This window comes from Nonomuraea sp. NPDC052129 (assembly GCF_040680095.1).
Lineage (GTDB): Bacteria > Actinomycetota > Actinomycetes > Streptosporangiales > Streptosporangiaceae > Nonomuraea.
This window is the reverse complement of record NZ_JBFAVX010000016.1, coordinates 28554-53833: the sequence shown is the minus strand read 5'-3', so window position 1 is coordinate 53833 and position 25280 is coordinate 28554. Positions and strand designations below refer to the sequence as shown.

General features: G+C 75.2%; 9 protein-coding genes. 1 reads left to right on the top strand and 8 read right to left on the bottom strand.

All coding sequences use genetic code 11. The annotated features are described in order from the left end of the window. Positions 1 to 152 precede the first annotated feature (152 nt). From AB0L53_RS30905 to AB0L53_RS30870, 8 genes are read right to left on the bottom strand one after another with little or no spacing between them, the layout of a single operon-like run. Positions 153 to 1022: a 4'-phosphopantetheinyl transferase superfamily protein gene (locus AB0L53_RS30905; protein ID WP_364001141.1), complete on the bottom strand. Its 870-nt coding sequence runs from the start codon at positions 1020 to 1022 to the stop codon at positions 153 to 155. Then, the gene (locus AB0L53_RS30900) at positions 1019 to 2119 is read right to left on the bottom strand and encodes a pyridoxal-phosphate dependent enzyme (RefSeq protein ID WP_364001138.1); all 1101 of its coding nucleotides are present in this window, start codon (positions 2117 to 2119) and stop codon (positions 1019 to 1021) included. Before AB0L53_RS30900 ends, AB0L53_RS30905 begins: the two co-directional genes overlap by 4 nt. Next, positions 2116 to 9813 (bottom strand): amino acid adenylation domain-containing protein, encoded by a 7698-nt coding sequence (locus AB0L53_RS30895; RefSeq protein ID WP_364001135.1) that lies wholly within the window; start codon positions 9811 to 9813, stop codon positions 2116 to 2118. Before AB0L53_RS30895 ends, AB0L53_RS30900 begins: the two co-directional genes overlap by 4 nt. Then, positions 9810 to 21353, bottom strand: a complete 11544-nt coding sequence (locus AB0L53_RS30890; protein WP_364001132.1) for an amino acid adenylation domain-containing protein — start codon at positions 21351 to 21353, stop codon at positions 9810 to 9812. The genes AB0L53_RS30895 and AB0L53_RS30890 overlap by 4 nt, the downstream gene beginning before the upstream one ends. 5 nt (positions 21354 to 21358) lie before the next feature. After that, positions 21359 to 22642: an MFS transporter gene (locus tag AB0L53_RS30885; protein WP_364001129.1), complete on the bottom strand. Its 1284-nt coding sequence runs from the start codon at positions 22640 to 22642 to the stop codon at positions 21359 to 21361. Beyond that, on the bottom strand, positions 22639 to 23571 hold the full coding sequence (locus AB0L53_RS30880) for an ornithine carbamoyltransferase (protein ID WP_358557917.1): 933 nt from the start codon (positions 23569 to 23571) through the stop codon (positions 22639 to 22641). The genes AB0L53_RS30885 and AB0L53_RS30880 overlap by 4 nt, the downstream gene beginning before the upstream one ends. Positions 23572 to 23584: 13 nt before the next feature. After that, on the bottom strand, positions 23585 to 23866 hold the full coding sequence (locus AB0L53_RS30875) for an MbtH family NRPS accessory protein (protein ID WP_364001127.1): 282 nt from the start codon (positions 23864 to 23866) through the stop codon (positions 23585 to 23587). Positions 23867 to 23904: 38 nt separating this feature from the next. Next, entirely contained in the window at positions 23905 to 24945 is a 1041-nt protein-coding gene (locus tag AB0L53_RS30870) for an ornithine cyclodeaminase family protein (protein WP_364001124.1), read from the bottom strand. 142 nt (positions 24946 to 25087) lie between these two features. On the opposite strand from AB0L53_RS30870, the gene AB0L53_RS30865 reads away from it, so the two are divergent. Beyond that, complete coding sequence (locus AB0L53_RS30865) at positions 25088 to 25252, top strand: hypothetical protein (protein ID WP_364001121.1); 165 nt, start codon at positions 25088 to 25090, stop codon at positions 25250 to 25252. The last annotated feature ends 28 nt before the right edge of the window (positions 25253 to 25280 follow it).

Below are 25280 nucleotides of genomic sequence, written 5' to 3'. Positions count from 1 at the left end.
TCGGCTCGCCGTCCACCACCGGCAATGCCGCACAGGGGACCGGGACGCCTTGTCGTGATCGCTCACGCTCGATGTCCCGGCCCGCTCCTAACCAGGGTTCGCGGGCGATCCCCGGGCTCACCCCGGCAGGCCGGTCCCGCCGCCGACGCTGATCACCAGATGTGCTCCTTCTGGGTTCCGCCGGCGAGCAGGCCGGTGCCGTCGCACTCGACGATCGGCACCGGGCCGCGGATCACCGCCAGGCTGGCGTGGTATCCGCGTGGCGGGTTGAGGGACAGCAGCGTCGCCTCCCCCTGTTCGGTCAGGACGCGCACGGGCTCTCCCGTGCCGAGAACGTCCACCTGGTCGGGGGCATGGTCGAGGCCGACTCCCAGGGCTTTCAGCACCGCCTCCTTCCTGGTCCAGAGCCGCAGGAACGCCGACGCCCGGCTGGGCGGGTCGAGCGCGGCCAGGGCCCGGGTCTCCCGCTCGGTGAGGGCGACGCCGACGAGTTCGCCTATGTCGAGGGTGTGGTCGATCGCCTCGACGTCCACGCCGACCGCCTCGACCCCGACGCCGACCGCCACGACCAGGCTGTCCCCGGCGTGCGAGACCGACAGGACGGGGGTCGAGGCCCAGGAGGTTGACGGGGCGCCGGTCCCGGGGGGCAGGCGTGGCCGGCCGTGCGGGCGCCCACACCGGTCACACGACCGATCCAGCGGCACCAGCTCGGGGGCCACGTCGAGCATCCGGCCGACGACCAGGCGCAGCAGCGCCGCGGCGGTGAGGAACCTCGCGCGGTCGGCGGGGCGGCGGTACTCCTCGTACCTGGCCCGTTCGGCGGGGTCGAGCAGCGCGGCGAGGCTGTCCCTGGCGTCCGCGACGCGCGCCCACCACACGCTCACGACGGGCGCACCGGGCCGCACGGCCCGCGTCCCGGCGGGCACGGACAAGGCGGCCTGCTTCTCGGCAGGTACGGACAGGGCGGCCTGCCCTTTGGAGGGCAGGACCTCCGGGGTGTCCTCCGCCGGTGCGGCGCTCATGAGTGTTCTCGGCGGAGGAACGTGGCGGGCAGGTCGCGGGTCACCTCGACGCCGCGGTCCGCCAGCCACGCGGGCGCGTACAGCGTCTGCGTGTAGTTGCCGCCGGAGTCGGGGCAGACGCAGACCGGGGAGGTGATCTCCGGGTGTTCGGCCAGGTAGCGGGTGCAGGCGGCGAGTACGGCCCCGCTGGAGCCGCCGAGCCTGATCCCGGTCGTTCCGGCCAGGGCGTGGCAGTGGGAGACGGCATCGGCGTCGTCCACGATGACGACGTCGTCCCAGTCCCCCTGCCGCAGGAACGCCGACGGCCGCGACGCCCCGATACCGGTCAGCAGCCGGGTGCCCGCCGGGTCGGCGAACACCCGGGACCCCGGCACGTCCACCGCGATCACCCGCGCCTTCGGCCGCCGCTGGCGCAGGTACCGGCCGAGCCCGGCGAGGGTGCCGCCGGTGGACACGGCCACGAACACCGCGTCCATCGACCCGGGTGCCTGCTTGTGCAACTCCGGGCCGGTGCCCTGATAGTGGGCCAGCGGGTTGGCCGGGTTGTGGTACTGGTCGGTCCAGACCAGGGCGGGGTCGGCGGCCAGCAGCGCGGCGACCCGGTCCAGGCGGGCCGACAGGTAGCCGCCCTGGGCGTCGCGCCGGCTGACCTCGGACAGTACGGCGCCCAGGCCGGTCATCCGTTCGGCCAGCACGGGCGACAGGCTGGGGTCCACCACGGCGGTGAACGAGATCCCGAGCGCGCGGGCCGCGGACGCCAGGGCGACGCCGAGGTTGCCGGATGTGGACTCGACCAGGGCGGCGCCCGGCTCGTCGAGCCGGTCGGCAACCGAACGCAGGAGGCTGAGAGCGGTGCGGTCCTTGATGGAGCCCCAGGTGCCGGCCCCTTCGAGCTTCAGCCGTACGATCACCCGCCGGCTTTTTACCTCGGCACCCACGCAGACGAGCGGGGTGGGCGGCGTACCGGCCCCGAGCCGCCGCAGCTCCTCCCGCACGCTCCCGCCCCGGACCCCGAGGACCGCCCTCCCGGAGGAGGCGGCCACGGCGGTCGCGGTCGCGGTGGAGGTGGAGGCGGCCACGGTGGACGGCGCGCTCATCGGGCCTCCCCCGCCCTGCCGGTCCGGTGCGCCTGCTCCGTCTGATCCGTCTGCTCCGTCTGATCTCTCTGCTCCGTCTGCTCTGTCTGATCTGTCTGATCCGCTCGGTCGAGCCAGCGCGCGATGTGGGCGGCCAGTTCGTCCACGTGCGGCGGGGCCATCACGTCCAAGTGGCCGTGGCGGAACCGGCCGACCGGCACGTCCCCGCCGCGTAGCCGGCGCCATTCGCGCAGGTACGCCTCGTGCGTGAGACCGCCCTTGGCGTCGTGCCCATCGCCCATCAGGTCGTCGGTGAGCATGATCTCGACAGGCACGGCAGCGGGCCGCGGCCGGTCGAGCTGGGCGGCCTCGGCCATGCCGCGCCAGAGCCGCAGCCGGGGGGCCCAGTCCTCGTGCAGATCCTCCTCGGTGATCGGCCGCCCGTCGTTGTCGTCCACGACGGCCGCCAGCACCTCGGCCAGCTCGGCCCGCAACTTGCTGTCGCCGCCGACGGCCGGCTCGGCCGACATCGTGCCGTCGCCGTTGCCACCGACGCCACCGGCGGCCAGGGCAGCGAGGAGTGCTTCGCCGCGTCTGAGCAGCCGCAGGTGCAGCGGCTCGTCGACGGCGGGCAGGCACGGGTCGAGCAGCAGCAGCTCAACCTCCTCACCCAGGTCACGCAGCCGGGCCGCCATCTCCCACACGGCCCCGGTCCCGCCGCACCAGCCGAACAGCCGGTACGGCCCCGCAGGCTGCGCGGCCCGCACCTCGGTCAGGTACGCCTCCGCGAGCCGCCGGACAGGGGTGGCGGCGGCGTCCTCGTCCACGAGCCCGGGATGCTGGAGCGCCACGAACGGGCGATCCCCCGGCAGCCGCCGGGACAGCTCGTGGTACCAGTGCACGCTGCCGCCGCCCGGATGCACGGCGAACAGCGGCGCCCGCTCCCCCGACGCCCGGAACCACACTGCCGCCCGGCCCAGCCCTTCCCGCACCACGCCCGCGCCGCCGCTCGAGGGCGCCGCGCCTGCGCCGACGCTCGCCCCGGCCAAGACCCGTGGAACGGTGTCCGTGCCGGGCGAGACGGCCGTCGTCCCGGGAAGAGCCGCCGTACCGGGAAGGGAGGCGAGAGCCGCCGCGAGGGCGGCGACCGTGCGGTGGAGCATGATGTCGCGGGCCGTCACTCGGACGCCCGCGCCCGCCTCAAGCCGCGCCGCCGCCCGCATGGCCGCCAGCGAGTGCCCGCCGAGCTGCAGGAAGTCGTCCTCCCTGCCGATCGCGTCCACCCCCAGCACGGCCGCGAACGCCTCGGCCGCCACGCGTTCCAACCCGTCCCTGGGCGGCGCGGACGCGGTGCGCGGGTCGGGACGGTGCCCTCCGGGAGTGGGCAGGGCGGCGCGGTCCACCTTGCCGCTCGCCGTCATCGGGAACGCGTCGAGCGCCACCAGGTGGTCGGGCACGAGGTGCGCCGGCAGCAGCCCGCCGAGGTGGGCGCGCAGCTGTGACACGTCGATGGTGCCCGGCATGACGTACCCGACCAGCCGCCGGTCGCCCGGGGTGATCTCGCGGGCCGCCACCGCGGCCATGCGGACGTCCGGGTACCGGTTCATGGCCGCCTCGACCTCGCCCGGCTCGATGCGGTGGCCGCGGATCTTGAGCTGGTCGTCCATCCGCCCCAGGAAGTCGAACCCGCCGTCCGGCCGCAGCCGGGCCAGGTCGCCGGTGCGGTACAGCCGCGCGCCGGGTTCGGGGCCGTAGGGGTCGGGGACGAACCGGTCTGCGGTGAGCGCCGGCCGGCCGAGGTAGCCGCGGGCCACGCCGGGGCCGCCGATGTGCAACTCGCCCGGCACGCCCAGCGGGACCGGCCGGCTGAGGTGGTCGAGTACGTACGCGGTGGTGTGGGCGATGGCCGGGCCGATGGGGACGGGCCCGGTGACCGGCCGGCCGGGATCGAGGAGACGGCAGGTGGCGAACGTGGTGGTTTCGGTGGGTCCGTACCCGTTCACCAGGCGGGTGGCCGGAAGGGCGCGGCGGGCGCGTTCGAGGTGTTCGGCGGAGACGGCCTCGCCGCCGGTGATGAGGGTGCGCAGGCCGCGCAGGCCGGTCAGGTCGTCGTCCATCATCAGCTTGAACAGTCCGTGCGTGACGAACGTGCAGGTCACTCCGTGCCGGGTGATCACCTCGCGCAGCTCGCGGGCGTCCAGCAGGCCGGGCGGAGCGACGACCAGTCGGCCGCCGTGCAGCAGCGCGCCCCAGATCTCGTACGTGGCGGCGTCGAACGTGATCGGCGAGTGCAGCAGTTGCACCTCTCCGGGGCCGAACTCGGCGTAGGTCTGGCCGGTGACCAGCCGGACCACGCCCCGGTGCGGGACCGCCACGGCCTTGGGTCGGCCGGTCGAGCCCGAGGTGTAGATCAGATACGCCAGGTCGTCCGGCGTGACCGGCGCGAGCGGCGGCCCGGCCGGGCCGTCACCGGTCGTCTCGGTCGTCTCGGTCGTCTCGGTCGTCTCGGTCGTCTCGCCGAGGAGGATCGTGTCCGGGTGCCCGATGGCGCTCGCGAGGTCGGCGGAGGTGATCACGAGCCGGGGCGCCGCATCGGTCAGCAGTTCGGCGAGCCGGACGGGCGGGTCGGTGGCGTCCAGGGCGAGGTACGCGCCGCCCGCCTTGAGCGCGGCCAGGACGGCCATGATGAGGCGGGGCGAGCGGTCCAGGCAGATCCCGACGACGTCTCCCGGCCGCACGCCCCGGCCGGCGAGCCGGTGCGCCAGGCGATTCGCGGCGGCGTCGAGCTCCGCGTAGGTCAACCGCTCCGGCTCGCCTCCGCGGGAGACCGGAGCGAACTCGACCGCGATCGCGTCCGGCGTCCTGGCCACCTGTGCGGCGAAGAGCTCGTGGATCGACAGCCCCGGCAGGGACGGCGCAGCGTCTCCGACTGCCGGGGCGCGGCGATGTTCGGCCGACGGGAGCAGGTCGGCCTGCGCGTCCCCGTCCGGGTCGGCCGTCATCGCGGCGAGCACCGACGCGTACAGCGCGGCCAGCCGCTCCCCCCACGCCGGGCGGACGGCGCGCGGCGAGGCGGACAGCACCACCGCGCCGGGCTCCGTGGACACCACCAGCGCGAAGTCGGTGGCGCTGCGGTCGTCGGTCTCGGCCAGGTCGAGCGCGTCCCGGTCCAGCACGTGGAAGTCGAGATAGTTGAACAGCACGTCGATCAGCGGCTCGTCCGGGCTCCACCGCCGCTGCATCTCCGGCGCGGGGAAGCGGCGGTGCGGCCACAGCGCCGTCTCCTCCGCGAACACCTCCCGCACCAGCGCGCGCCAGGTGGCCGCGCCGGTGCCGGTCACGAACGGGACGACGTTCAGGAACATGCCGCGCGCCCGATCCCCACCGGCCACCTCGGGCCGCCCGTTCACTCCGAGCCCGGTACGGAACGCCCGCTGCGTGGTCACCATGCTCATGACGCGCACATGCGCGGCCAGGAACACGCTCTTGAGCGGCGCCCCGGCGGCCTTCGCCAGCGCACGCAGCCCCGGCATCAGCTCCCCGACCGGCACCCGCAGGTCATAGGGGAACGGATCATCGGCGCAAGCCCCCGACTCGCCGGCCGACGGGAGACCGTCCGCAGCGGGGATGTCAACGCTGGGGATGTCCGCGGTCCACGCTTCGGGAAGCCGGAGACGCTCGAAGCCGCGCACCCGGCTCTCCCAGAAGTCGCGTTGCTCGGCCGAGGCGAGCGCGGCCCGTTCCAGCCCGACGGCGTCGGCGAACCGGACGGGACACGGCGCCGGCTCGGACACCGGCCGGCCGTCGCGGACCGCCCGGTACACCTCCAGCAGCTCGGTCAGCAGCGAGTTGTGGCTCCAGCCGTCGAGGATCGGATGGCATTCCACCCAGCCGAGTCGCCATCGCCGCTCGTCGAGCCGCTGGGCGTACAACCGCCACAGGGGCGCGCGCCCCAGGTCGAACGGCTGCCGCCGCTCCCGGTCGAGCGCGGCGGCCGCGGCGGCGCGCTGTTCGGCGGGGGGCAGCGCGGTGAGGTCCTCGACGGTGATGTGCGCACGAGCTTCGGTGTGTACGAGCTGCATCGGCTCGGAGTACGCCGCCAGGTCGAAGGAGGTGCGCAGCACGTCGTGCCGGGCGGCCAGCGCCTCGGCGGCCTTGGTCAGGGCTCCGAGCGAGAACGGCCCGTCATCGCGTACCAGGTAGGAGGTGACGTTGTGGTATGGGCTCAGCTCGCCATCGGCGGCCAGCTCGACCAGCATGCCGGCCTGCACCTGGGTGAGCGGGTACGCGTCGGCCACCGACGGTGGCAGCAGCGCCCGGTCGGCGGGACGGACGTGGACGAACGGCGCCGAGGTGACGTGTCCGGCGGACGTTCCGGGGGTCATGACGGTGGCCAGGGCGGCGGGGGTCTGGTGCCGGAACACGTCCTGCACGCCCGCCTCCCAACCGGCCTCGCGCAGCAGCCCGATGGCCCGCAGCGCCCGGATGGAGTCGCCGCCCAGCTCGAAGAAGTTCCCGTGGACGCCGACGGCGGGCAGGTCCAGCGCGGCGGCCCAGGCGTCGGCGGCGGCCCGCTCGGCCGGGTCGCGGGGCGCCACGAACGCGTCGTCCGCCTCGGCGGCCCGGGGCGCCGGAAGGGCGGCTCGGTCGAGCTTGCCGTGCGCGGAGACGGGCAGCGCGTCCAGCGTCACCACGAACGCCGGCACGAGGTAGGCGGGCAACCTCCCGACCAGCCACCCCCGCACCTCCCGGCCGTCCAGCCCTCCGCCACCGGCCCCCGCCGCACGAGGACCATCCGCACAAGCACTGTCCTCACAAGAGCCGTCCGTACGAGAGCCGTCCGCACAAGCACTGTCCTCATGAGAGCCGTCCGCACGAGAGCCATCCGCACGAGAGCCGTCCGCACAGGCCGTGCCGACCACGTACGCCACGAGCCGGTCGTCGCGCACGATCACGGCCGCCGCCCCCACCCCCGGATGCTCCAGCAGCACCGACTCGACCTCCCCCGGCTCGATCCGGTGCCCCCGGATCTTCACCTGGTGGTCCCGCCGCCCCAGGTAGTCGAGCGTCCCGTCGGCCCGCCGCCGCACGACGTCCCCGGTCCGGTAAAGGCGCCCCGCCCCGAACGGGTTCGGCACGAATCGCTCGGCCGTCAGTCCCGGCCGCCCCAGGTACCCCCGCGCCAGCCCGACCCCGCCGATGTGCAGTTCCCCCGGCACGCCGACCGGCGCGGGCTGCATCGCCTCGTCCAGGACGTGCACGGCGATGTTGTCGATGGGCCCGCCGATGGGCACCCGCGCCTCGGCCCACCCGGGCCGGCACGCCCAGGCGGTGACGTCCACGGCCGCCTCGGTGGGCCCGTACAGGTTGTGCAGGCGGGCGCTGAGCAGGTCGTGGAAGCGGCCGGCCAGGTCGGTGGGCAGCGCCTCGCCGCTGCACATGACGTCCCGCAGCGAGGTGCACGCCCCGACACCGGGCACGTCCAGGAACGACCGCAGCATGGACGGCACGAAGTGGCAGACGGTCACCTGTTCGCCGACGATCAGGTCGCGCAGGTACGCCCCGTCGCGGTGCCCGCCGGGCGCGGCGACGACCAACCGGGCGCCTTCGGCCAGCGGCCAGAAGAACTCCCACACCGACACGTCGAACCCGAACGGCGTCTTCTGCAGCACCGCGTCGGCCGGGGTCAGCCGGTAGGCGTCCTGCATCCAGTCGAGCCGGTTGGCGATGGCCCGGTGGGAGACGACGACGCCCTTGGGCCGCCCGGTCGAGCCGGAGGTGTAGATGACGTACGCGGCGCCGTCGGGGTCGCGCGGCACCGGCGGCGGTGTCGCCGGGAACGCCGCCAGGTCGAGCCCGTCGAGGACGACGGCGTCCGGCGGGCACAGGTGAGCGTGCGCGGCGCTGGTCAGCACCACGTGGGCGGCCGAGTCGGCGACGAGGTAGGCGATCCGGTCGCGCGGGTACTCGGGGTCGATCGGCACGTACGCGGCCCCCGCCTTGACGGTGGCGAGCAGCGCGGTCACCAGGTCGGCCGAGCGGTCGAGGCAGACGGCGACCCGGCTCTCGGGCCCGGCGCCGCGCGAGCGCAGCAGCCAGGCGAGCCGGTTGGCGGCGGCGTCGAGCTCGCCGTAGGTCATGGTCCCCGCGGGCGTGACAAGGGCGACGGCGTCGGGGTCGCGGGCGGCGCGGGCGGCGAACCTGTCGGGCAGGCAGTGCGCGGGCCGGTCCACGGTGGTGGCGTTCCAGCCGGTCAGCAGGCGTTCGCGTTCTGCCGCGGAGGTGAGGGCGATCTCGCGAACGGGCACACAGGGGGTGCGGCCGGCCCGGCGCAGGAACGTGACCAGGTGCCCGGCCAGCCCTTCGGCGGTGGCCCGGGTGAACAGCGCCGTCGGATAGACGAGCGCGCCGCGCAGCGACCCATCGGGCCGCAGGGTGAGGTCGAGGGCGATGTCCACGCGGGCGGGCGACCAGCCGACCGGCTCCTCCGCGACGGCCAGGGGCCCGGCGGAGCGGGCGGCCGCCGTGTCCTCGCGGTAGGTGAGCAGGGCCTGGAACAGCGGGTTGACGGCCAGGTCGCGGCCGGGGCGCAGCTCCTCGACGATCCGCTCGAAGGGCACGTCCTGGTGGTCGTAGGCCTCGGTGACGGCGGTCAGCGCCCGGCCGACCAGGTCGCCGAACGAGGGCTCGCCGGACAGGTCGCCGCGCAGCACGAGCGTGTTGGCGAAGTAGCCGGGCAGCCGCTCGAACTCCATCCTGCTCCGGCCGGCGACGGGGGTGCCGACGGCGACGTCGTCCGTGCCCGCGTACCGGCCGAGGACCGCCCAGAAGGCGGCCAGCAGCGTCATGAACGGCGTGGCCGAGCGGCGCGCCCCCTCGGCCAGCGCGGCGGCGGCCTCGGCGGCGGGCACGTCGAAGGTGACGACGTCGCCCGTGGCGTCCCACTCGGCGGGGCGGGTGTGGTCGGCGGCCAGCTCCAGCGGGGCGACGCCGGCCAGCCGCCGCGTCCAGTAGCCGAGCTGGCGGGCGGCGGCCGGACTTGCCAGGAACGTTCGCTGCCAGTCGGTGTAGTCGGCGTACTGCAGGGCGGGCGCGGCCGGGACCCCGCCCGCGTACTCCGCGCACAGCTCGTCGACCAGCACGTCCATGGTGACGCCGTCCACGGCGATGTGATGGCCGGTCAGCAGCAGTACGTGCTCGCCGCCGGGCAGCGCGAACAGCGCGGCGCGCAGCGGCCACTCGGCGGTCAGGTCGAAGGGCCGTTCGCCCTCCTGCGCGAGCAGCGCGTCCAGGGCGGGGCGCGGGCGGCGGGTGCCCGCGGCGACGATGCCGCGCACCCGCAGGTCCCGCTCCGCCGACAGGTCCACGCTGGTCAGCGGCACCTGGCCGGGCGGGTCGACGAGCTGGTACGGCTCGCCGCCGGATTCCGCGTACCGGGTGCGCAGGATCTCGTGGCGGGCGGCCAGGCCGTCGAGCGCGGCGCGCAGCCGGGCGGCGTCCAGCGGGCCGCGCAGCCGCAGCGCCACCGGGACCAGGTACTCGGTGCCGCCGGGGCGGATCCGGTCGAGCAGCCAGAGGCGGCGCTGGCCGGCCGACAGTGGCGGCGGGCGGTCTCGGTCGGTGCGGGCGGCGATGAGTGTGGGCTTGGAGCGCCGGCTCCGGTCGAGGTAGCGGCGCACCAAGAGCCCGGCGTCCGGCGGCGTCGTGGTCGTCATGCTTGGTCTCCTTCGGAGAGCAGGGACATCGTCTGCTCCCGCGTCCAGTGGGAGATCTCCTCCGTGATGGCGTGCTCCAAGAGCTCGCCGAGCACGGCGACGGTGCGCGCCTCGAAGATCTGACGCAGGGACAGGGGCAGGTCGAACGCCTCGCGCAGGCGCAGCAGCACCCGCGAGGCGAGCAGCGAGTTGCCGCCCAGGACGAAGAAGTCGTCGTCGCGGCCGACCCGTTCCAGGCCGAGGACCGCGGCCCAGACGTCGGCGACGTACTCCTCCATCTCGGTACGTGGCGGTGTGTAGCGGTTCGCGGGCTGGGGGCGGCTCCAGTCGGGGTCGGGCAGGGCCTTTCTGTCGGTCTTGCCGTTCGGGGTGTGCGGCAGGGCGGGCAGCTCAACCCAGGCGTCGGGCACCATGTAGTCGGGCAGCCGTTCGCGCAGGTGGGCGGCCAGGTCGACGGGGGTGACGCCGGGTTCGGCGACGACGTAGCCGACGAGCCGCAGGTCGCCGAGCGGGGAACGTCTGGCCTCCACGACGCCGGTGCGCAGCCCAGGGCAGGTGGCCAGGACAGCCTCGATCTCACCGGGCTCGACCCGGAAGCCGCGGATCTTGATCTGCCGGTCCGCGCGGCCGACGAACTCGATGATCCCGTCGGCGCGGCGGCGCACCAGGTCGCCGGAGGCGTACATGCGGGCACCTGGCAGTGGCGCGTACGGGTCGGGCAGGAAGCGGGCGGCGGTCAGGGCGGGCGCGCGGTGGTAGCCGCGGGCGACGCGGCTGCCGCCGACGTACAGCTCGCCGACCACGCCGTGCGGGACGGCCGACAGGTTCGCGTCCAGGACGTACGCGCCGGTGCCGGGCAGTGGCCGGCCGAGCGGGACGAGCGTGTCGGGGGGTTCGCCGAGGTCGGTGACGGTGTGGGCGGTGGTGGCGATGGTGGCCTCGGTTGGCCCGTAGCCGGTGTGGAAGCCGGCGGGCAGGCCCGTGGCGGCCCACATCGCCGCGTCGGCGTAGGTGACGGCGTCGCCGCCCACGCTCATCAGCCGCAGCCCGGCCAGCCGGCCGTCGCCGGGGCGCAGCGCGGCGACCAGCTCGCGGTAGTAGGCGGGGGTGACGTCGAGTACGGTGACGCGGCTGCGGGTGAGCTGGTCGGCCAGGTCGCCGGGCAGAGTGGCACGGGGGTCGGCGACCACGACGGTCGCGCCGGCCATCAGGGTCGCGGCGATCTGGTCCAGCGAGGCGTCGAACGTCACGGACGCCATGAGGGCGAAGGCGTCGCCGGGTGCGAGGCCGTAGGCGCGGGCCTGGACGACGCAGTGCTGGGCGTAGGAGCCGTGCTCGACCTGCACGCCCTTGGGACGGCCGGTGGAGCCGGATGTGAAGATCATGTACGCCAGATCGCCGGGATCCGGCTCGGGCAGGGGCACGTCGGGCGGCGCGCCCTCCGCCACGACCGGCACGGCCACGACGGACCCGAACAAGCCGGACCCGTCCGTCACGACGGCGACCGGGGCGATGTCGGCCAGCAGCGCGGCGAGCCGTTCCGGCGGCGAGTCCGCGTCCACCGGCACGTACACGCCCCCGGCCCGCAGGATGCCGAGCAGAGACACCGCCACCAGCGACCCGCGCGGCAGGCACGAGGCCACGCACTCCCCCGGCCGCACCCCCGCCGCCACCAGCCGCGCGGCCAGGTGCCCCGACAGCCGGTCCAGCTCGGCGTAGGTGTAGGTCCCGGTCCCGCCGTCGCCGCCCGCCTCGGTGAGGGCGACCGCGCCGGGCGTGCGGCGGGCCCAGTCGGCGACCGCGGCGGCCACCAGCGGGGTGGCGAACGGCTCGTCCGGCTCGTCCACGTCCACCAGCCGCACGTCCGACGGCCGGGCGGCGGGGTCGGCGGCGCACGCGCCGAGCAGCAGCAGGAAGTGCTCGGCCAGCTGGGCCACGGTGCCGGGCTCGAACAGCGCGGCCGCGTACTCGAACTCCGCCGTCCACTCCCCGTCGCGCCCCTCTCCGAGGGTCAGCGTCAGGTCGCACATCGCCGCCCGCCGCGTCACCGGGAACGGCCCGACGGCCAGCCCGTCCAGCCGGTACGGCGTCAGCGCCGTGTCCTCGACGGCCAGCATCGCGTCGAGCAGCGGCACCCGGGACAGGTCGCGTTCGACGCCGAGCGCGTCCACGAGGTCCTCCAGCGGCACGTCGCGGTGATCGAGGGCGGCCAGCACACCTTCGCGAGCCCGGTCCACGAGGGTGCCGAAGTCCGGCTCGCCGGACAGGTCGGCGCGGGTGAGCATGGTGTTGACGAAGCAGCCGATGAGGTTCTCGACGGCGCGCAGGTCCCGCCCGGCGACGGGTGCGCCGACCAGGAACGACGTGCGGCCGGTGTAGCGGCCGAGCAGCGCCTGGAAGGCCGCCAGCCAGGTCATGAACGGGGTGGCGGCCCGTTCGCGGCCCAGGTCGAGGACGGGGCGGGCGACGCCGGCCGGGATCCGGAAGGCGTGCACGGCGCCGCGCGGGTCGCGCACCGGCGGCCGGGGCCGGTCCAGCGGCAGGTCGAGCGCGGGCACGCCGGCCAGCTCCGCCCGCCAGCGGGCCAGCCGCCGTCGGCGGGCCTGGCCGGCTTCGGGACCGTTCTCCCAGATGGCGTAGTCGGCGTACTGGACGGGCAGCGGCTCGGGGGTCGGCCGCTCGCCGGCGCGCAGCGCGTTGTAGGCGTCGCCGAGCTCGCGGGCGATGACGTCGAGGGAGCGGCCGTCGCAGGCGATGTGGTGGGTGAGCAGCAGCAGCACGTGGTCGTCGGTGCCGATCCTGGCCAGCGCCACCCGCAGCGGGGCCTCCGCGGCCAGGTCGAACGGGCGGGCGACCCACCGCTCGACCAGCTCTGCGGCCTGCCGCTCGGGGTCCGGGCGGCCGGACAGGTCCACGCGGTACGGCTTGAGCGGCGTGGGCGGGTCGACGACCTGGCGGGTCTCGCCGTCCGCGGCCTCGTACCGGGTGCGCAGGACGGCGTGCCGGTCGCGTACGGACTCGACGGCGGCCAGCAGGGCGGCCTCGTCGAGCGTGCCGCGCAGGCGGAGCGCGATCGGGGCCAGGTACTCGGTGCCGGCGGGGTCCATCGCGTACATCAGCCACATGCGGCGCTGCGCGGCGGACAGAGGCACGTGCTCCCCGGCTGCGCCGGGTGCGGATCCGGCGGTCGCGTCCAGGGCGATCTCAACGGTGCCGGCCAGCGGTTGCGCGGCGGCGGGGACCGGGCCGGGCGGCTCGGGCTGGGCGGGCTGGGCGGCCGACAGCCGCCTGGCCAGCTCGGCCACCGTCCGCGCGTCCAGCAGCGCCCCCATCGTCACCGGCACCGTGAACGTCTCCCGCAGCCGCGACACCGCCCGCATGGCGAGCATCGAGTTGCCCCCGGCGGCGAAGAAGCTGTCGTGCACACCGACCCGCTCCAGCCCGAGCACATCGGCGAACACCGAGGCGATCACCTCCTCGGCCGGGTCGCGCGGCGCCATGTACTCTCCGCCGCGCGGGACGAACAGCGCGGCGTCCGGCGCGGGCAACGCCGCCCGGTCCAGCTTGCCGCTAGGCGTGTACGGGAAGCGGTCCAGGACCACGACGGCGTCGGGCACCATCGGCTCGGGCAGCCGCTCCGACAGGTACAGCCGGAGCTTGTCCACGGACAGGTCGGGCCGGCTGGCCGGCAGCACGTACGCGATGAGGCGGGTGTCGCCGTGCGGGTCGGCCCCGGCTGCGACGGCCGCGGCGGTCACGTCGGCGTGGGCGGCCAGGACGGCCTCGACCTCGCCCGGCTCGACGCGCACGCCGCGTACCTTGACCTGGTGGTCGAGGCGGCCGAGGAAGTCGATCGCGCCGTCGGCCCGCCAGCGGGCCAGGTCGCCGGTCCGGTACACGCGGCCGCCCGGCGGGCCGTACGGGTCGGGCACGAACCGGGCGGCGGTCTGGGCGGGGTTGTACAGGTAGCCGCGGGCCAGGCCGTCCCCGGCGACGCACAGCTCGCCGGGCACGCCGACCGGCACCGGGCGGGACTCCGCGTCGAGGATGCGGATCGCCGTATTGTCGATCGGGCCGCCGATGGGCACGGTCCCCTTGCCGGACAGGTGGCCGCCGGTGGTGACGCCCGGCCGGTACGGCCAGGCGGTCACGTCGATGGAGCACTCGGTCGGCCCGTACGTGTTGTGCAGCTCCGCGGGCACCCGGGCGGCGAGCCGCGCGCACAGGTCGGCGGTCAGCGGCTCGCCGGCGGAGAACACCAGGCGCAGGGCTGCGCAGCCGGACAGTCCGGGCTCCTCGGCCAGCAGGCCGAGCATCGACGGGACGGCCTGGAGCACGGTCACGCCGTGTGTGGCGGCGTCGGCGACGATCAGCGCGGGGTCGCGTTCGGCGCCCGGGGAGGCGAGCACGACGGTACCCCCGACGGCCAGCGGGGCGAAGATCTCCCAGCCGGCCGCGTCGAACGCGATCGTGGTCTTCTGCAGAACCCGGTCGGCCGCGGTCAGGGCGTGCCGGCGGACGGTCCACAGGACGCGGTTGACGATGCCGCGATGGGTGATGACCACACCCTTGGGCGTACCGGTGGACCCGGACGTGAAGATCGCGTACGCGGGGGCATCCAGATCGACCTGCGGCGCGCCCGCCAGGGCGGGTGAAGCACCAGGAGCGGGTGCGGGGTCGAGAGCGGGCGGGGCGTCGGGGGCGTTCAGGTTCGGCGGCGGGATGACCAGCGGCGGCCGGGTGGCGAGCCGCGCGGCGAGGTCGCCGTCCGTGACGATCGCCGCCGCCCGCGACTCGCGCAGCACCGCGGTCAGCCGTTCCGCCGGGTGCCCGGGGTCCAGCGGCACGTACGCGGCCCCCGCCTTCAGCACGCCCAGCAGCGTCACCATCAGCGCCGTCCCGCGCGGCAGCGCGACCGCGACGAGGTCTTCCGCCCCGATCCCGGCGGCCCGCAGCCGACCGGCCAGGGCACCGGCCGCGGTGTCCAGCTCGGCGTAGGTGACCGTATGCGTTCCGTCGGCCAAGGCGGTCGCGCCGGGTGTGACCGCCGCCTGCCGCTCGAACAGGGTGTGCAGCGGCAGGCCGGGACGGTCGGCGGCGGTGGCGTTCCAGCCGGTGATCAGGTCGTGGCGTTCGGCCTGGGTGAGGAGGTCGACGGTGTCCAGCGGCCGGCCGGAGTCGTCGAGGACCTGGCCGAGCACGGACACGTACCGCTCGGCGAACGCCTCCATGGTGGCCCGGTCGAACAGCCCGGTCGCGTACTCCAAGCTCCCGGTCAGGGTCCCGTCGCGGCCCTCGGCGACCTCCAGGGTCAGGTCGAACTTCGCGGTCCGCGGCGCGACGGGCACCTCGGAGACCTCCAGGGCGCCGAGCCGGGGAGTGGCGGCGCGGGCGTTCTGGTAGGAGAACATCACCTGGAAGAGCGGGTTGCGCGAGGCGTCGCGTTCGGGGGCGAGTTCCTGCGCCAGCCGCTCGAACGGCAGCGCCTGGTAGGCGAACGCGCCGAGCACGTCGTCGCGGACCCGGTCGAGCAGCTCGCCGAACACCCGGGCGCCGGCCAGGTCGCCGCGCAGCACCACCGTGTCGACGAAGAACCCGATCATGGTCTCCTCGTCCGGCGTGTCACGCCGGGCGACGGGCGTGCCGACGACGGTGTCGTCCTGCCCGCAGTAGCGGCCCAGCAGCAGGTGGAACGCGGCCAGCAGCACCATGTACGGGGTGGCGCCGCGCTCGCGGGCCAGCGCCCTGACCCGGACGGCCAGCTCGCCGGAGAGGCGGAAGCCGAGGGTGCGACCACGCCGGTCGCGCACCGGCGGGCGGGGCCGGTCGGCGGGCATGGCGAGATCGCGCAGCCCGGCCAGCCGGTCGCACCAGTACCGCAGCGCCTCGGCGTCGTCGGGCTGCCCGCGCTGGCCGACGGCGTGGTCGGCGTACTGGGCGGGCAGCGGCGGCAGGTCCGGCGCGCTCCCGGCTGCGGCGGCTCGGTAGCGGGTGTCCAGCTCGTCGGTGAGCAGGGTGAGCGACCAGGCGTCGCAGGCGATGTGGTGGACGGTGAGCAGCAGCACATGCTCGTCGGGGCCGAGCCGCACCAGCGTGGCCCGCAGCGGCCACTCCCTGGCCAGATCGAACCCGCGCGCGGCCTCTTCGGCGAGCAACGCGTCCAGCCGCCGGCCACCACCCGAGGCGGTGTCGCCGGAGGCCGGGCCTTGGCGAGCCAGGTCATGGCGGGCCAGGGGCAGCGCCGTCGCCGGGTCGACGACCTGGCGCGGCTCGCCGTCGCGCAGCTCGTACCGGGTGCGGAGCACGTCGTGCCGGGCGACCAGCCCGTCGAGGGCTTGGCGTAGCGCGGCGGGGTCGAGCCGGCCGCGCAGCCGCCACGCGATCGGGGCGACGTAGTCGGCGCCGCCGGGAAATATCCGGTCGAGCAGCCACAGCCGTTCCTGCGCGTACGACAGGGGTGCGTCCTGACGCCGGACGGCGGGCACCTCGGACGCGGTGGCGGGCGGCGGCTCGGCCTCGGTCCCCCGCGCGGTCAGCGCCTCGAACATCCGGGCCCCGAGGAGTTCGGCGAACCCGGCCACGGTCGGCGCCGCGAACAGGTCCCGCACCCCCACGGTGACGGGCAACCGGGCACGGACCTTGGCGACGGCCTGGGCGGCGGTGAGTGAGTTGCCGTCCAGGTCGAAGAAGGAGTCCTCGGCGCAGCACCCGGTCAGCCCGAGCACGGCCGCGAACACCTCCGCGACCAGCTCCTCGATCGGCGTGCGCGGCGGCGTGCCGGTCCGGGCGGGCGCGAGGGCGCCGTCGCCGGGCTCGGGCAGCGCGGCGCGGTCCACCTTGCCGTGCGGGGTGACGGGCAGCTCGGGCATCGGTACGTACCCGGCCGGGATCATGTGCTCGGGCAGCCGTTCGGCGAGGTAGGCGCGCAGCCGGGCGGCGTCGGGCGCGGCCCGGCCGGGGACCGGCACCAGGTACCCGGCCAGCCGGCCGGCCGCGTCGAGGCGGGCGGCGGCCTGGGCGACGTCCGGGTGACCGGAAAGTACGGCCTCGATCTCGCCCAGCTCGACGCGGTGACCGCGAATCTTCACCTGTCCGTCGACGCGGCCGAGGAACTGCAGCCGCCCGCCGGAGTCGAGCCGGGCGTGGTCGCCGGTGCGGTAGGCGCGGGCGCCGGGCGGCCCGGACGGGTCGGGTACGAACCGCGCGGCGGTCAGCGCGGGCCGCCCGTGGTAGCCCTGGGCGACGCCGGGGCCCCCGATGACGATCTCGCCGGCCGCGCCGAGCGGCACCGGGGAACCGCCGTCGTCCCAGAGGTGGACGCGGTAGCCGGCCGGGGGCGCGCCGATGGGCAGCGCGGCCCGGCCCGTCGGCACCGTACCGGCGGCGGTGTCGAAGTAGCTGCCCCAGGACGCCTCGGTGGGACCGTACTCGTTGATCAGCGTCAGGCCGGGGGCGCGGTTGGCCAGGTCGTCGAGCAGCGCGACCGGGCAGGACTCGCCGCCGGTGACGACCGTGGAGATCGCGGCGAGGGCGGCGGAGTCGTGTTCGAGCAACGCTCTGACCAGGTGCGGGCCGCAGACCACGTGGCTGGGGCGGTGCTCGCGGGCCAGGCGGGCCAGCTCGTCCAGGTCGGCGCGGGGGCCGGGCGGCGGCAGCAGCAGCTCGCCGCCGGAGCAGAGTGTCCAGGCCGCGAAGGACAGGAACACGTCGAACGTCGGCGACACCGGCAGCATCAGCCGGCGCGGCGGCTCGGCGTAGGCGCGGCGGCCGGTGACGGCGCTGAGCACGTTGGCGTGGGTGAGGACGACGCCCTTGGGCGTGCCGGTGGAGCCGGAGGTGTAGACGAGGGCGAGCGGGTCGGCGGGCGTCACGGGCACGGCCGGACGACCGGCGGGCCGGGCGGCGATGGCACCGGCCTCGTCATCCAGCCGCACCACCCGCACACCGTCCGACCGCACGCCATCCGACCGCACACCGTCCGACCGCGCGCCGTCCCCCCGCACACCGTCCAGCCGCACGCCGTCCCCCCGCACATCGTCCAGCCGCACGCCGTTCAGCGGCCCGGCGGTGACGAGCAGGCGGGGGCGAGCGTCGGCGAGCATCGCGGCGACCCGCTCGCGCGGGTGGTCCGGGTCCACGGCCAGGTAGTGGCCGCCGGCCTTGGCCACGGCCAGCATCGACACCAGCAGCGACACGCCGCGCGGCAGCCGCACCGCGACCAGGTCGCCGGGCGCCGCGCCGGCCGCGACGAGATGGTGGGCCAGCCGGTCGCTCGCCGCGCTCAGTTCGCCGTACGTCATCCGCTCATCTCCGCAGGTGACGGCGGGGTCGCCAGGCGGGCGGGCGTCCACCAGGTCCGTCAGGGTGCCGGGGGCGGGCACGCCGGCCGGTCCCTCGACGGCGGCGGCGCCGTCGAACACCGGCAGTTCGGCCACGGGCGCCGACGGGTCGGCGACGGCGGAGGCGAGCAGGGTGCGGTAGTGGGCGGCCAGCCGGGCGGCGGTCGCCTCGTCGAACAGCGCGGTGCTGTACTCCAGGTAGCCGGACCAGCCGCCGTCCGCGCCGTCGCTGACCGAGAGCGTCAGGTCGAACGTGGTGGAGCCGCCCGCGGGCCGCGGCTCGCGGCGTACCCGCAGGCCGTCGCCCCAGTCGGGGTCGTCGTCGCCGTCGGGGTTCTGGAAGGCGAACATCACCTGGAACAGCGGGTTGCGGGACGGGTCGCGGCGGGGTTCGAGCTCCTGGACGAGGCGCTCGAACGGCAGGTCCTGGTGCTCGTGCGCGTGCAGCAGGTCACGCCGGGTGCCGTCGAGCAGTTCGGCGAACGCCGGGCGGCCGGACAGGTCGGCCCGCATCACCACGGTGTTCACGAACAGGCCGACGACCTCGTCGAACTCCGGTCCGGACCGCCCGGCGAGCACCGTACCCACGGCGACGTCGTCGGTGCCGGCGTACCGGCCGAGGAGCACCTGGAAGGCGGCCAGCAGCGCCATGAACGGGGTGGCGCAGTGCCGGGCGGCCAGCTCGGTGACGGCGGCGCGCAGCGGGGCGGCCACCTCGAACCGCAGCGCGGCGCCCGCCGGGGACCACACGGGCGGGCGGGGCCGGTCGGCGGGCAGGTCGAGCGGCGACAGCCCGGCCAACCGGTCGCGCCAGTACGCCAGGTGGGCGTCGTCGCCGGTCCGGTCGCGCTGCCGGGCCACGTGGTCGGCGTAGCGGGCGGGCGGGCCGGTGAGGGCGGGTTCGGCGCCCGCCGACAGGGCCCTGTAGAGGTCGGCCAGGTCCTTCTGGAGCACGTCCAGCGACCAGCCGTCGATCGCGATGTGATGGGCGACCAGGGCGAGCAGGTGCTCGTCCGGGGCGAGTTGGAGCAGGCCGGCGCGGCAGGGGGCGGCGTGTTCGAGGTCGAAGCCGGCGCTCACCAGCCGCCGCAACCACGCGCGGGTCTCGGCCTCGGCGTCGCGGCCGGCGGGGAGGCGGGCGACCGTGACGGTGACGGCCTCGGCCGGCATGACCTCCTGAACGGGCTCGCCGCCGTCCCAGGCGTAGCGGGAGCGCAGCGACTCGTGGCGTTCGGCGAGCCGGCGCACGGCGGCCAGCAGGGCGTCGTGGTCGAGGCGACCGGTCAGGCGGAGCACCAGTGGCACGTGGTAGGCGTCGCCGCCGTCGCCCATCTGGTCCAGCAGCCACAGACGTAGCTGCGCGGACGACAGCCGTGCCCGCTCCCCGGCCGGCACGGGCGCCCACTGCCCCGCGACACGCCCCTCGATAACCCCGCCGCCGGACTCCGGGACCGCGGCGGCGGCAGGAGCGAGCGTGGCGGCGGCCACGGCCTCGTCGAGCCAGGCGGCGAACGCGCGCACCGTACCCGCCTCGAACAGGGCGCGCAGCGGCACCTGGACTCCCGCGTGCCGGGAGGCGCGGAAGATCGCCTTCGCGGCGGCCAGCGAGTCCCCGCCACGCGCCAGGAACGCGTCGTCCCGCCCTACGCGCTCGACCCCGAGAACGTCCTGCCAGGTGTCGGCGACCAGCTGCTCGGTCGCGGTGACCGGCGGGGCGTACGGCGGCGCGCCCAGGTCGGCGCTGGGCGCGGGCAGGGCGGCCCGGTCCACCTTCCCGCTGGCCGACACGGGCAGCTCGGGCAGCGTGACGAACGCCGCCGGGATCAGGTACGCGGGCAGCGTCGTCGCCAGGTGCGCCCGCAGCTCGTCGGCCGGTGGAGCCTGCCCGTCCCGGCCCACCACGTACGCGGCCAGCCGGGGCGGCGTCCCGAACGGATGCACGACGCACGCCCGGACCCCGGGGTGGGTCCGCAGGGCGGCCTCGATCTCGCCCGGCTCGACCCGGTGCCCGCGGATCTTCACCTGGTGGTCGGTCCGGCCGAGGATCTCCAGCCGCCTGTCGGCGGTGCGCCGCGCCACGTCGCCCGACCGGTACAGTCGCGCACCGGGCACGTGCGGGTCGGGCACGAACCGGTCCGCGGTCAGCGCGGGCCGCCCGAGGTAGCCGCGGGCCAGCCCGGCGCCGCCGATGTACAGCTCGCCCTCGTCGGCCGGCTCCAGGTCGTCGTCCAGCACGTGCAGGCTCGTCGCGGCGAAGGCGGCGAATCCCGCGAAGCCGTGCGCCGGGTCGCCGGTCATGCGGCCGCCCGCCGACCAGACGGTGGTCTCCGTGGGGCCGTACAGGTTCCAGACGACCGCGCACGATTCCCGCAGCCGCTCGGCCAGGTCGGCCTCCAGTTTCTCGCCGCCGGACCAGGCGGTGAACCCGGGCGGCGGCCGCCAGCCGGAGTCCAGCAGCATCCGCCAGCTCGTCGGCGTGGCCTGCAGGTGGGTGGCCCCGGAGGCGTCCAGCAGCTCGCCGAGCAGCCGCGGGTCACGGGCCTGCTCGGCACTGCCGATCACCACCCGCGCGCCCGCGACGAGCGGCAGGAACAGCTCGGCCACGGAGATGTCGAAGCCCGCGGTGGTGACGGCGGGCAGCACGTCGGAGGCGGTCAGTCCGGGCCACGTCAGCATCGAGGCCATGAGGTTGGCGACGGCGCCGTGCGTGACCAGGACGCCCTTGGGCGCGCCGGTGGAGCCGGAGGTGTAGATCAGGTAGGCGATGTCCTGCGGGTCGAGCGCGACCGCCGACGCCTCAAGGGGGGCGGCGTCGGGCATGGGGTCGTCGGTGTAGAGGGACGGCAGTCCCAGGCTCTCGTGCGCGCGGGTGGTCACCAGCAGCCGCAATCCCGCGTCGGCGGCGATCCGGCTGATCCGGGCCGGCGGGTGCGACGGGTCGAGCGGCAGGTACGCCGCCCCCGCCCGGTGCACCGCCAGCAGCGCCACGAGCAGGCCGGCGTCCCGTTCCAGCAGGACCCCGACGAAGTCGCCGCGCCCGACCCCGGCGGCGCGCAACCGGGCGGTCATGAGGGAGACCCGCAGGTCCAGGGTGGCGTAGTCGAGCAGCGTGCCCTCATGCTGCACGGCGATCGCGTCGGGCGTGCGCCGTGCCTGCGCCCGCACCAGGTCGGGCAGGGCGGCGAAAGGTCGGGATGGCATATGTCTTACCTCTCGAGGTCACCGCTCGGCTGCAGCGAGCGGTCGGGAACGGGTTCCGGGCCAGATTCCGGGCCGGCGTCCAGTTCGGGGGCCCGGCGGATGGCGGGGGTGAGGGTGACGACGGCCGCGACGATGGCCATGACACCCGCGAGGGTGAGCGCGGCGCCGGTGACGCCGATGCCGTCGAGCAGCCATCCGGCCAGCAGTGACCCCAGGGGCAGCACGCCGAAGGCGAGTGTCCCGATGGCGCTGCCGACCCGGCCGAGCAGGTGCTCCGGCGTGATCCGCAGCTGGTATGCGGCGACGGCGACGTTCCACACGGGCCCGACGAAGCACAGCACGCCGAACGTCAGCCCGAGCGCGAGCGGCCCGTCGACGACGGCGATGAGCGGCATGAGGGCGGCCCACAGCCAGTTCGCGCCGATGACGACGGTCTTCATGGACAACAGGCGGGTGATCTTGGGGGCGGCGAGCGACCCGGCGACGCCACCGGCGCCCGCGCCCAGGAACAGCAGCCCGATCGCGCCGGGTGAGGCTCCGTCGCCGGTGGCGGCCACGATGACGATCAGGTTGAGGCTCTGGAACAGCAGGTTGCTGGCGGCGATGGCGAGCACGGCCGAGCGCAGGAACGGCTGCCGCCACAGCCAGGCGATCCCGGCACGCAGCTCGGCCAGCGGGTTCGGCGCGGGCTCCCCCGCTGCCGGGACGGCGCGGAAGGTGCCGCGCAACGCCAGCGACGTCACGATCGAGACCAGGTACGTGACCAGGTCGAACGCGAACGGCAGCCATCGTGCGAACCCGAACAGCGCGCCCCCGACGGGCTGGCCGAGCAGCAGCGCGCCACGGATCCGGGCCTCGTTGGCCGACAGCGCCTCGGGCAGCTGTTCCTGGGACACGACGTGCCGGATGGCGGCCTGCTCGGCGAGCTGGTGGCCGACGGTGAGCACGCCTTCGACGAACGCGACCACGACGAGCTGGGCCAGCGGCGGCCGGCCGGCGGTGAGCGCGACCACGATGCTGCCCAGTGCCAGGAACCGGCCTACGTCGCAGAAGACCATCACGGCCCGCCGGTCGAGCCGGTCCACCAGGACGCCGGCGGGCAGCTGCGCCAGCAGGTACGGCAGTCCGGCGGCGAACCCGACGACGCCCGCCTCGGTGGCGGAGCCGCCGAGGGCCAGCACGAGCATCGGCATGGCGATGGCCGAGGCGTGCGAGCCGAGCGCGGAGGCGGCGCCGCCGATCCAGAGCAGCCGGTAGGAGCGGTTGCCGCGCAGCGGGGCGGCGCTCACCGGTCCGGCCCCAGCAGGCACCATTCGAGCACCGCCAGCGCGCCGGCCAGCTTCCCCTCGGCCTGCTCGAACGCGATGCTGTCGGACCCGTCGAGCACCTCGGCGTCGACCTCCTCGCCGCGGTGGGCGGGCAGGTCGTGCATGAAGATCCCCTGCGGGTGGGCGGCCATCACCTCGGCCGTCACCCGGAACGGCGCGAACACACTGCGCCAGTCAGGGTCGGGCTTGGTCGTGCCGGTCGTCTGCCAACGGGTGGTGTAGACGATGTCGCACGGCTTCATCGGCGTGGTCATGTCGTGCTCGACGGCGAGGAAGCCGCCGCGCGCCTCGATGCCGCGCCGGCCCGCCGCCAGCACCTCGGGGTCCAGACCGTAGCCGGGCGGGGTGCGCAGGTGCAGCTCGATGCTGCCGTAGTGGGCGAGAGCGAGAACGAGCGCGGCGGCGGTGTTGTTGCCCTCGCCGATGTAGGTCAGCCGCAGCCCGTCCACGCTGCCGAAGCGGCGGTGGATGGTGGCCAGGTCGGCGAGCGCCTGGGTGGGGTGCTCGCCGGCGCTCATGGCGTTGATCACGGCCATCCGGTCCTGGGCGGCGAACGCGCGCATCTCCGCGTCGCTGCCGGCGGTCCTGGCCACCAGGGCGTCGAGCATGCCGGACAGCACGCGGGTGGTGTCGGCCACCGACTCGCCGGTGTTCTCCTGCAGGTCGGCGGGGCCGTAGGCGATGATGTCGGCGCCGAGCAGCTGCGCGGCGCGGGAGAAGGCGGTGCGGGTCCTGGTGGAGGTGCGGCGGAAGTAGACGCCGACCGTGCGGCCGGACAGCGGCCGGTCGCAGCGGTGGTGCCCGGAGCCGTACCACGCGGCGCGCTCGACGATCCGGCGCACGTCGCCGGAGCCGAGGCCGGCCATGGAGATCAGGTGTCTGACGGACATGACGACGGCCTCCTCACGCGATCGCGTCGCCGGCGGTGGCGGTGGCGGTGGCGGTGGCGGTGGCGGCGGAAGTGGCGGCGGTGGCGGTGGCCGCCATGCGCTCGCGCAGGCTCTTGGGGCGCATGTCTGTCCACACCTGGCCGATGTGGGACAGGCAGGCGTCGCGGGTGCCCTCGACGCCCTCGGCGTACCAGCCGGCGGGCAGCTCCTTGCCGGCGGGCCAGATCGAGTACTGCTCCTCGTCGTTCAGCACGACGCGGTAGGTGCGGCCGTCGTCGGTCTCGTCGTTGCTCATGATCGTGCTCCCATCGGTTCTGTCGGGTTGGGGGTGGTTCATCGGGGCAGCGGGATGCCGCGGCCCTCGCGCATCGCGATCCGATACACCTCTGTGGCCAGCGCGATGTCCTCGATCGCCAGGCCGAAGGGGTTGACCAGGATGACGTCGTCGGGGTGGTAGCGGCCCGGGTGCCGGCCGGCGAACACCTCGCCCAGCTCGGCGTCCACGCGGCGGACGCCGGCGCCCGCGTGCTCGCCGGGGCCGACCACGCGCCCGGCCCGATGCATGCGGCCGAGCAGGCGGTGCTCGTCGTCGCGGACCAGGGCCCAGTCGTCGACCAGCAGGGTGCCCGCCTCGACCACCACGTCGGGCAGGACGTCGTCGAGGGAGACGTTCACCACGACGCAGCCCTTGCTGAGCCAGTCGTAGGCGATGTAGCCCTGGGTGGTCGTGGTGGCGGGGATGACCAGGTCGGCGCCGAGCACGGCCTCGTGGGCCGTGTCGGCCAGGGAGATGCGGATGCCGTACGCGCGCAGCAGGGCTTCCACCCCGTCGGCGAGGGCGGCGGCCCGGCCCGGATCCTGGTCATGCAGCACGATGGCGGCGGTGCCGGGCAGGGATCGGGCCAGCAGTTCGATGTGTGTGCGGGCGATGGCGCCGGCGCCGATGACGCCGACGGTGATGACCTTCTGCGGCAGCAGCGCCTGGGCGCTGGCCACGGTCACGCTCGCGGTCCTGAGGGCGCTGATGTGGGCGGAGGCCATGACGCAGCGGATGCGCGCGGTCTGGCGGTCGAAGAGCATGGTCAGGCCGCTGGCGCGGGGCAGCCCGCGTTCAGGGTTGTCCAGGCAGCCATTGATGATCTTCGTGCCGGCCATCTCGAACGGGCCGCCGACGTAGCCGGGCATGTTCAAGCTGCGGGCGGCCGCGCCGGAGGGGCTGGTCCAGCCGAGATAGGCCTCGGCCGGCAAGGTGGTCTTCCCCTCGGCCTGCAGGACGAGGGCCTCGCGCACGATCTTGACCGGGTCGAGGCGCTGGCAGGCCCACCTGGTCTCTTCCTCGGTGAGGTACCAGAGTGCGGTGGCGTCGTTGTTCACGCCGGTAAGTCTGCGAAGGCCGCCTATCGGGCGGGCTTCGCGCCGCTAAGCGGGCGGACTTAGCGAGCGCTTAGTGCGAAGAAAGCCCGTGCCGATTGAGTATGGGGCAGAGCAGATCTTCGAAACCACGAAAGCAGGCGTCATGCTCAAGCGGCTGATCACCCCCGCCCTCATCGCTGCCTCCCTCGCGCTGCCGGCCGTCGTACTCGCCGCCGGGACGCACGCCGCGCCGGCCGGCCACGTGGTCGCCGTCGGCCCCGGCGACGACGTCAACACCCACTGGGGCTGGGACCCGACCCACTCCTGACGACGCCTCCGCTCATCCCCCGTACCTC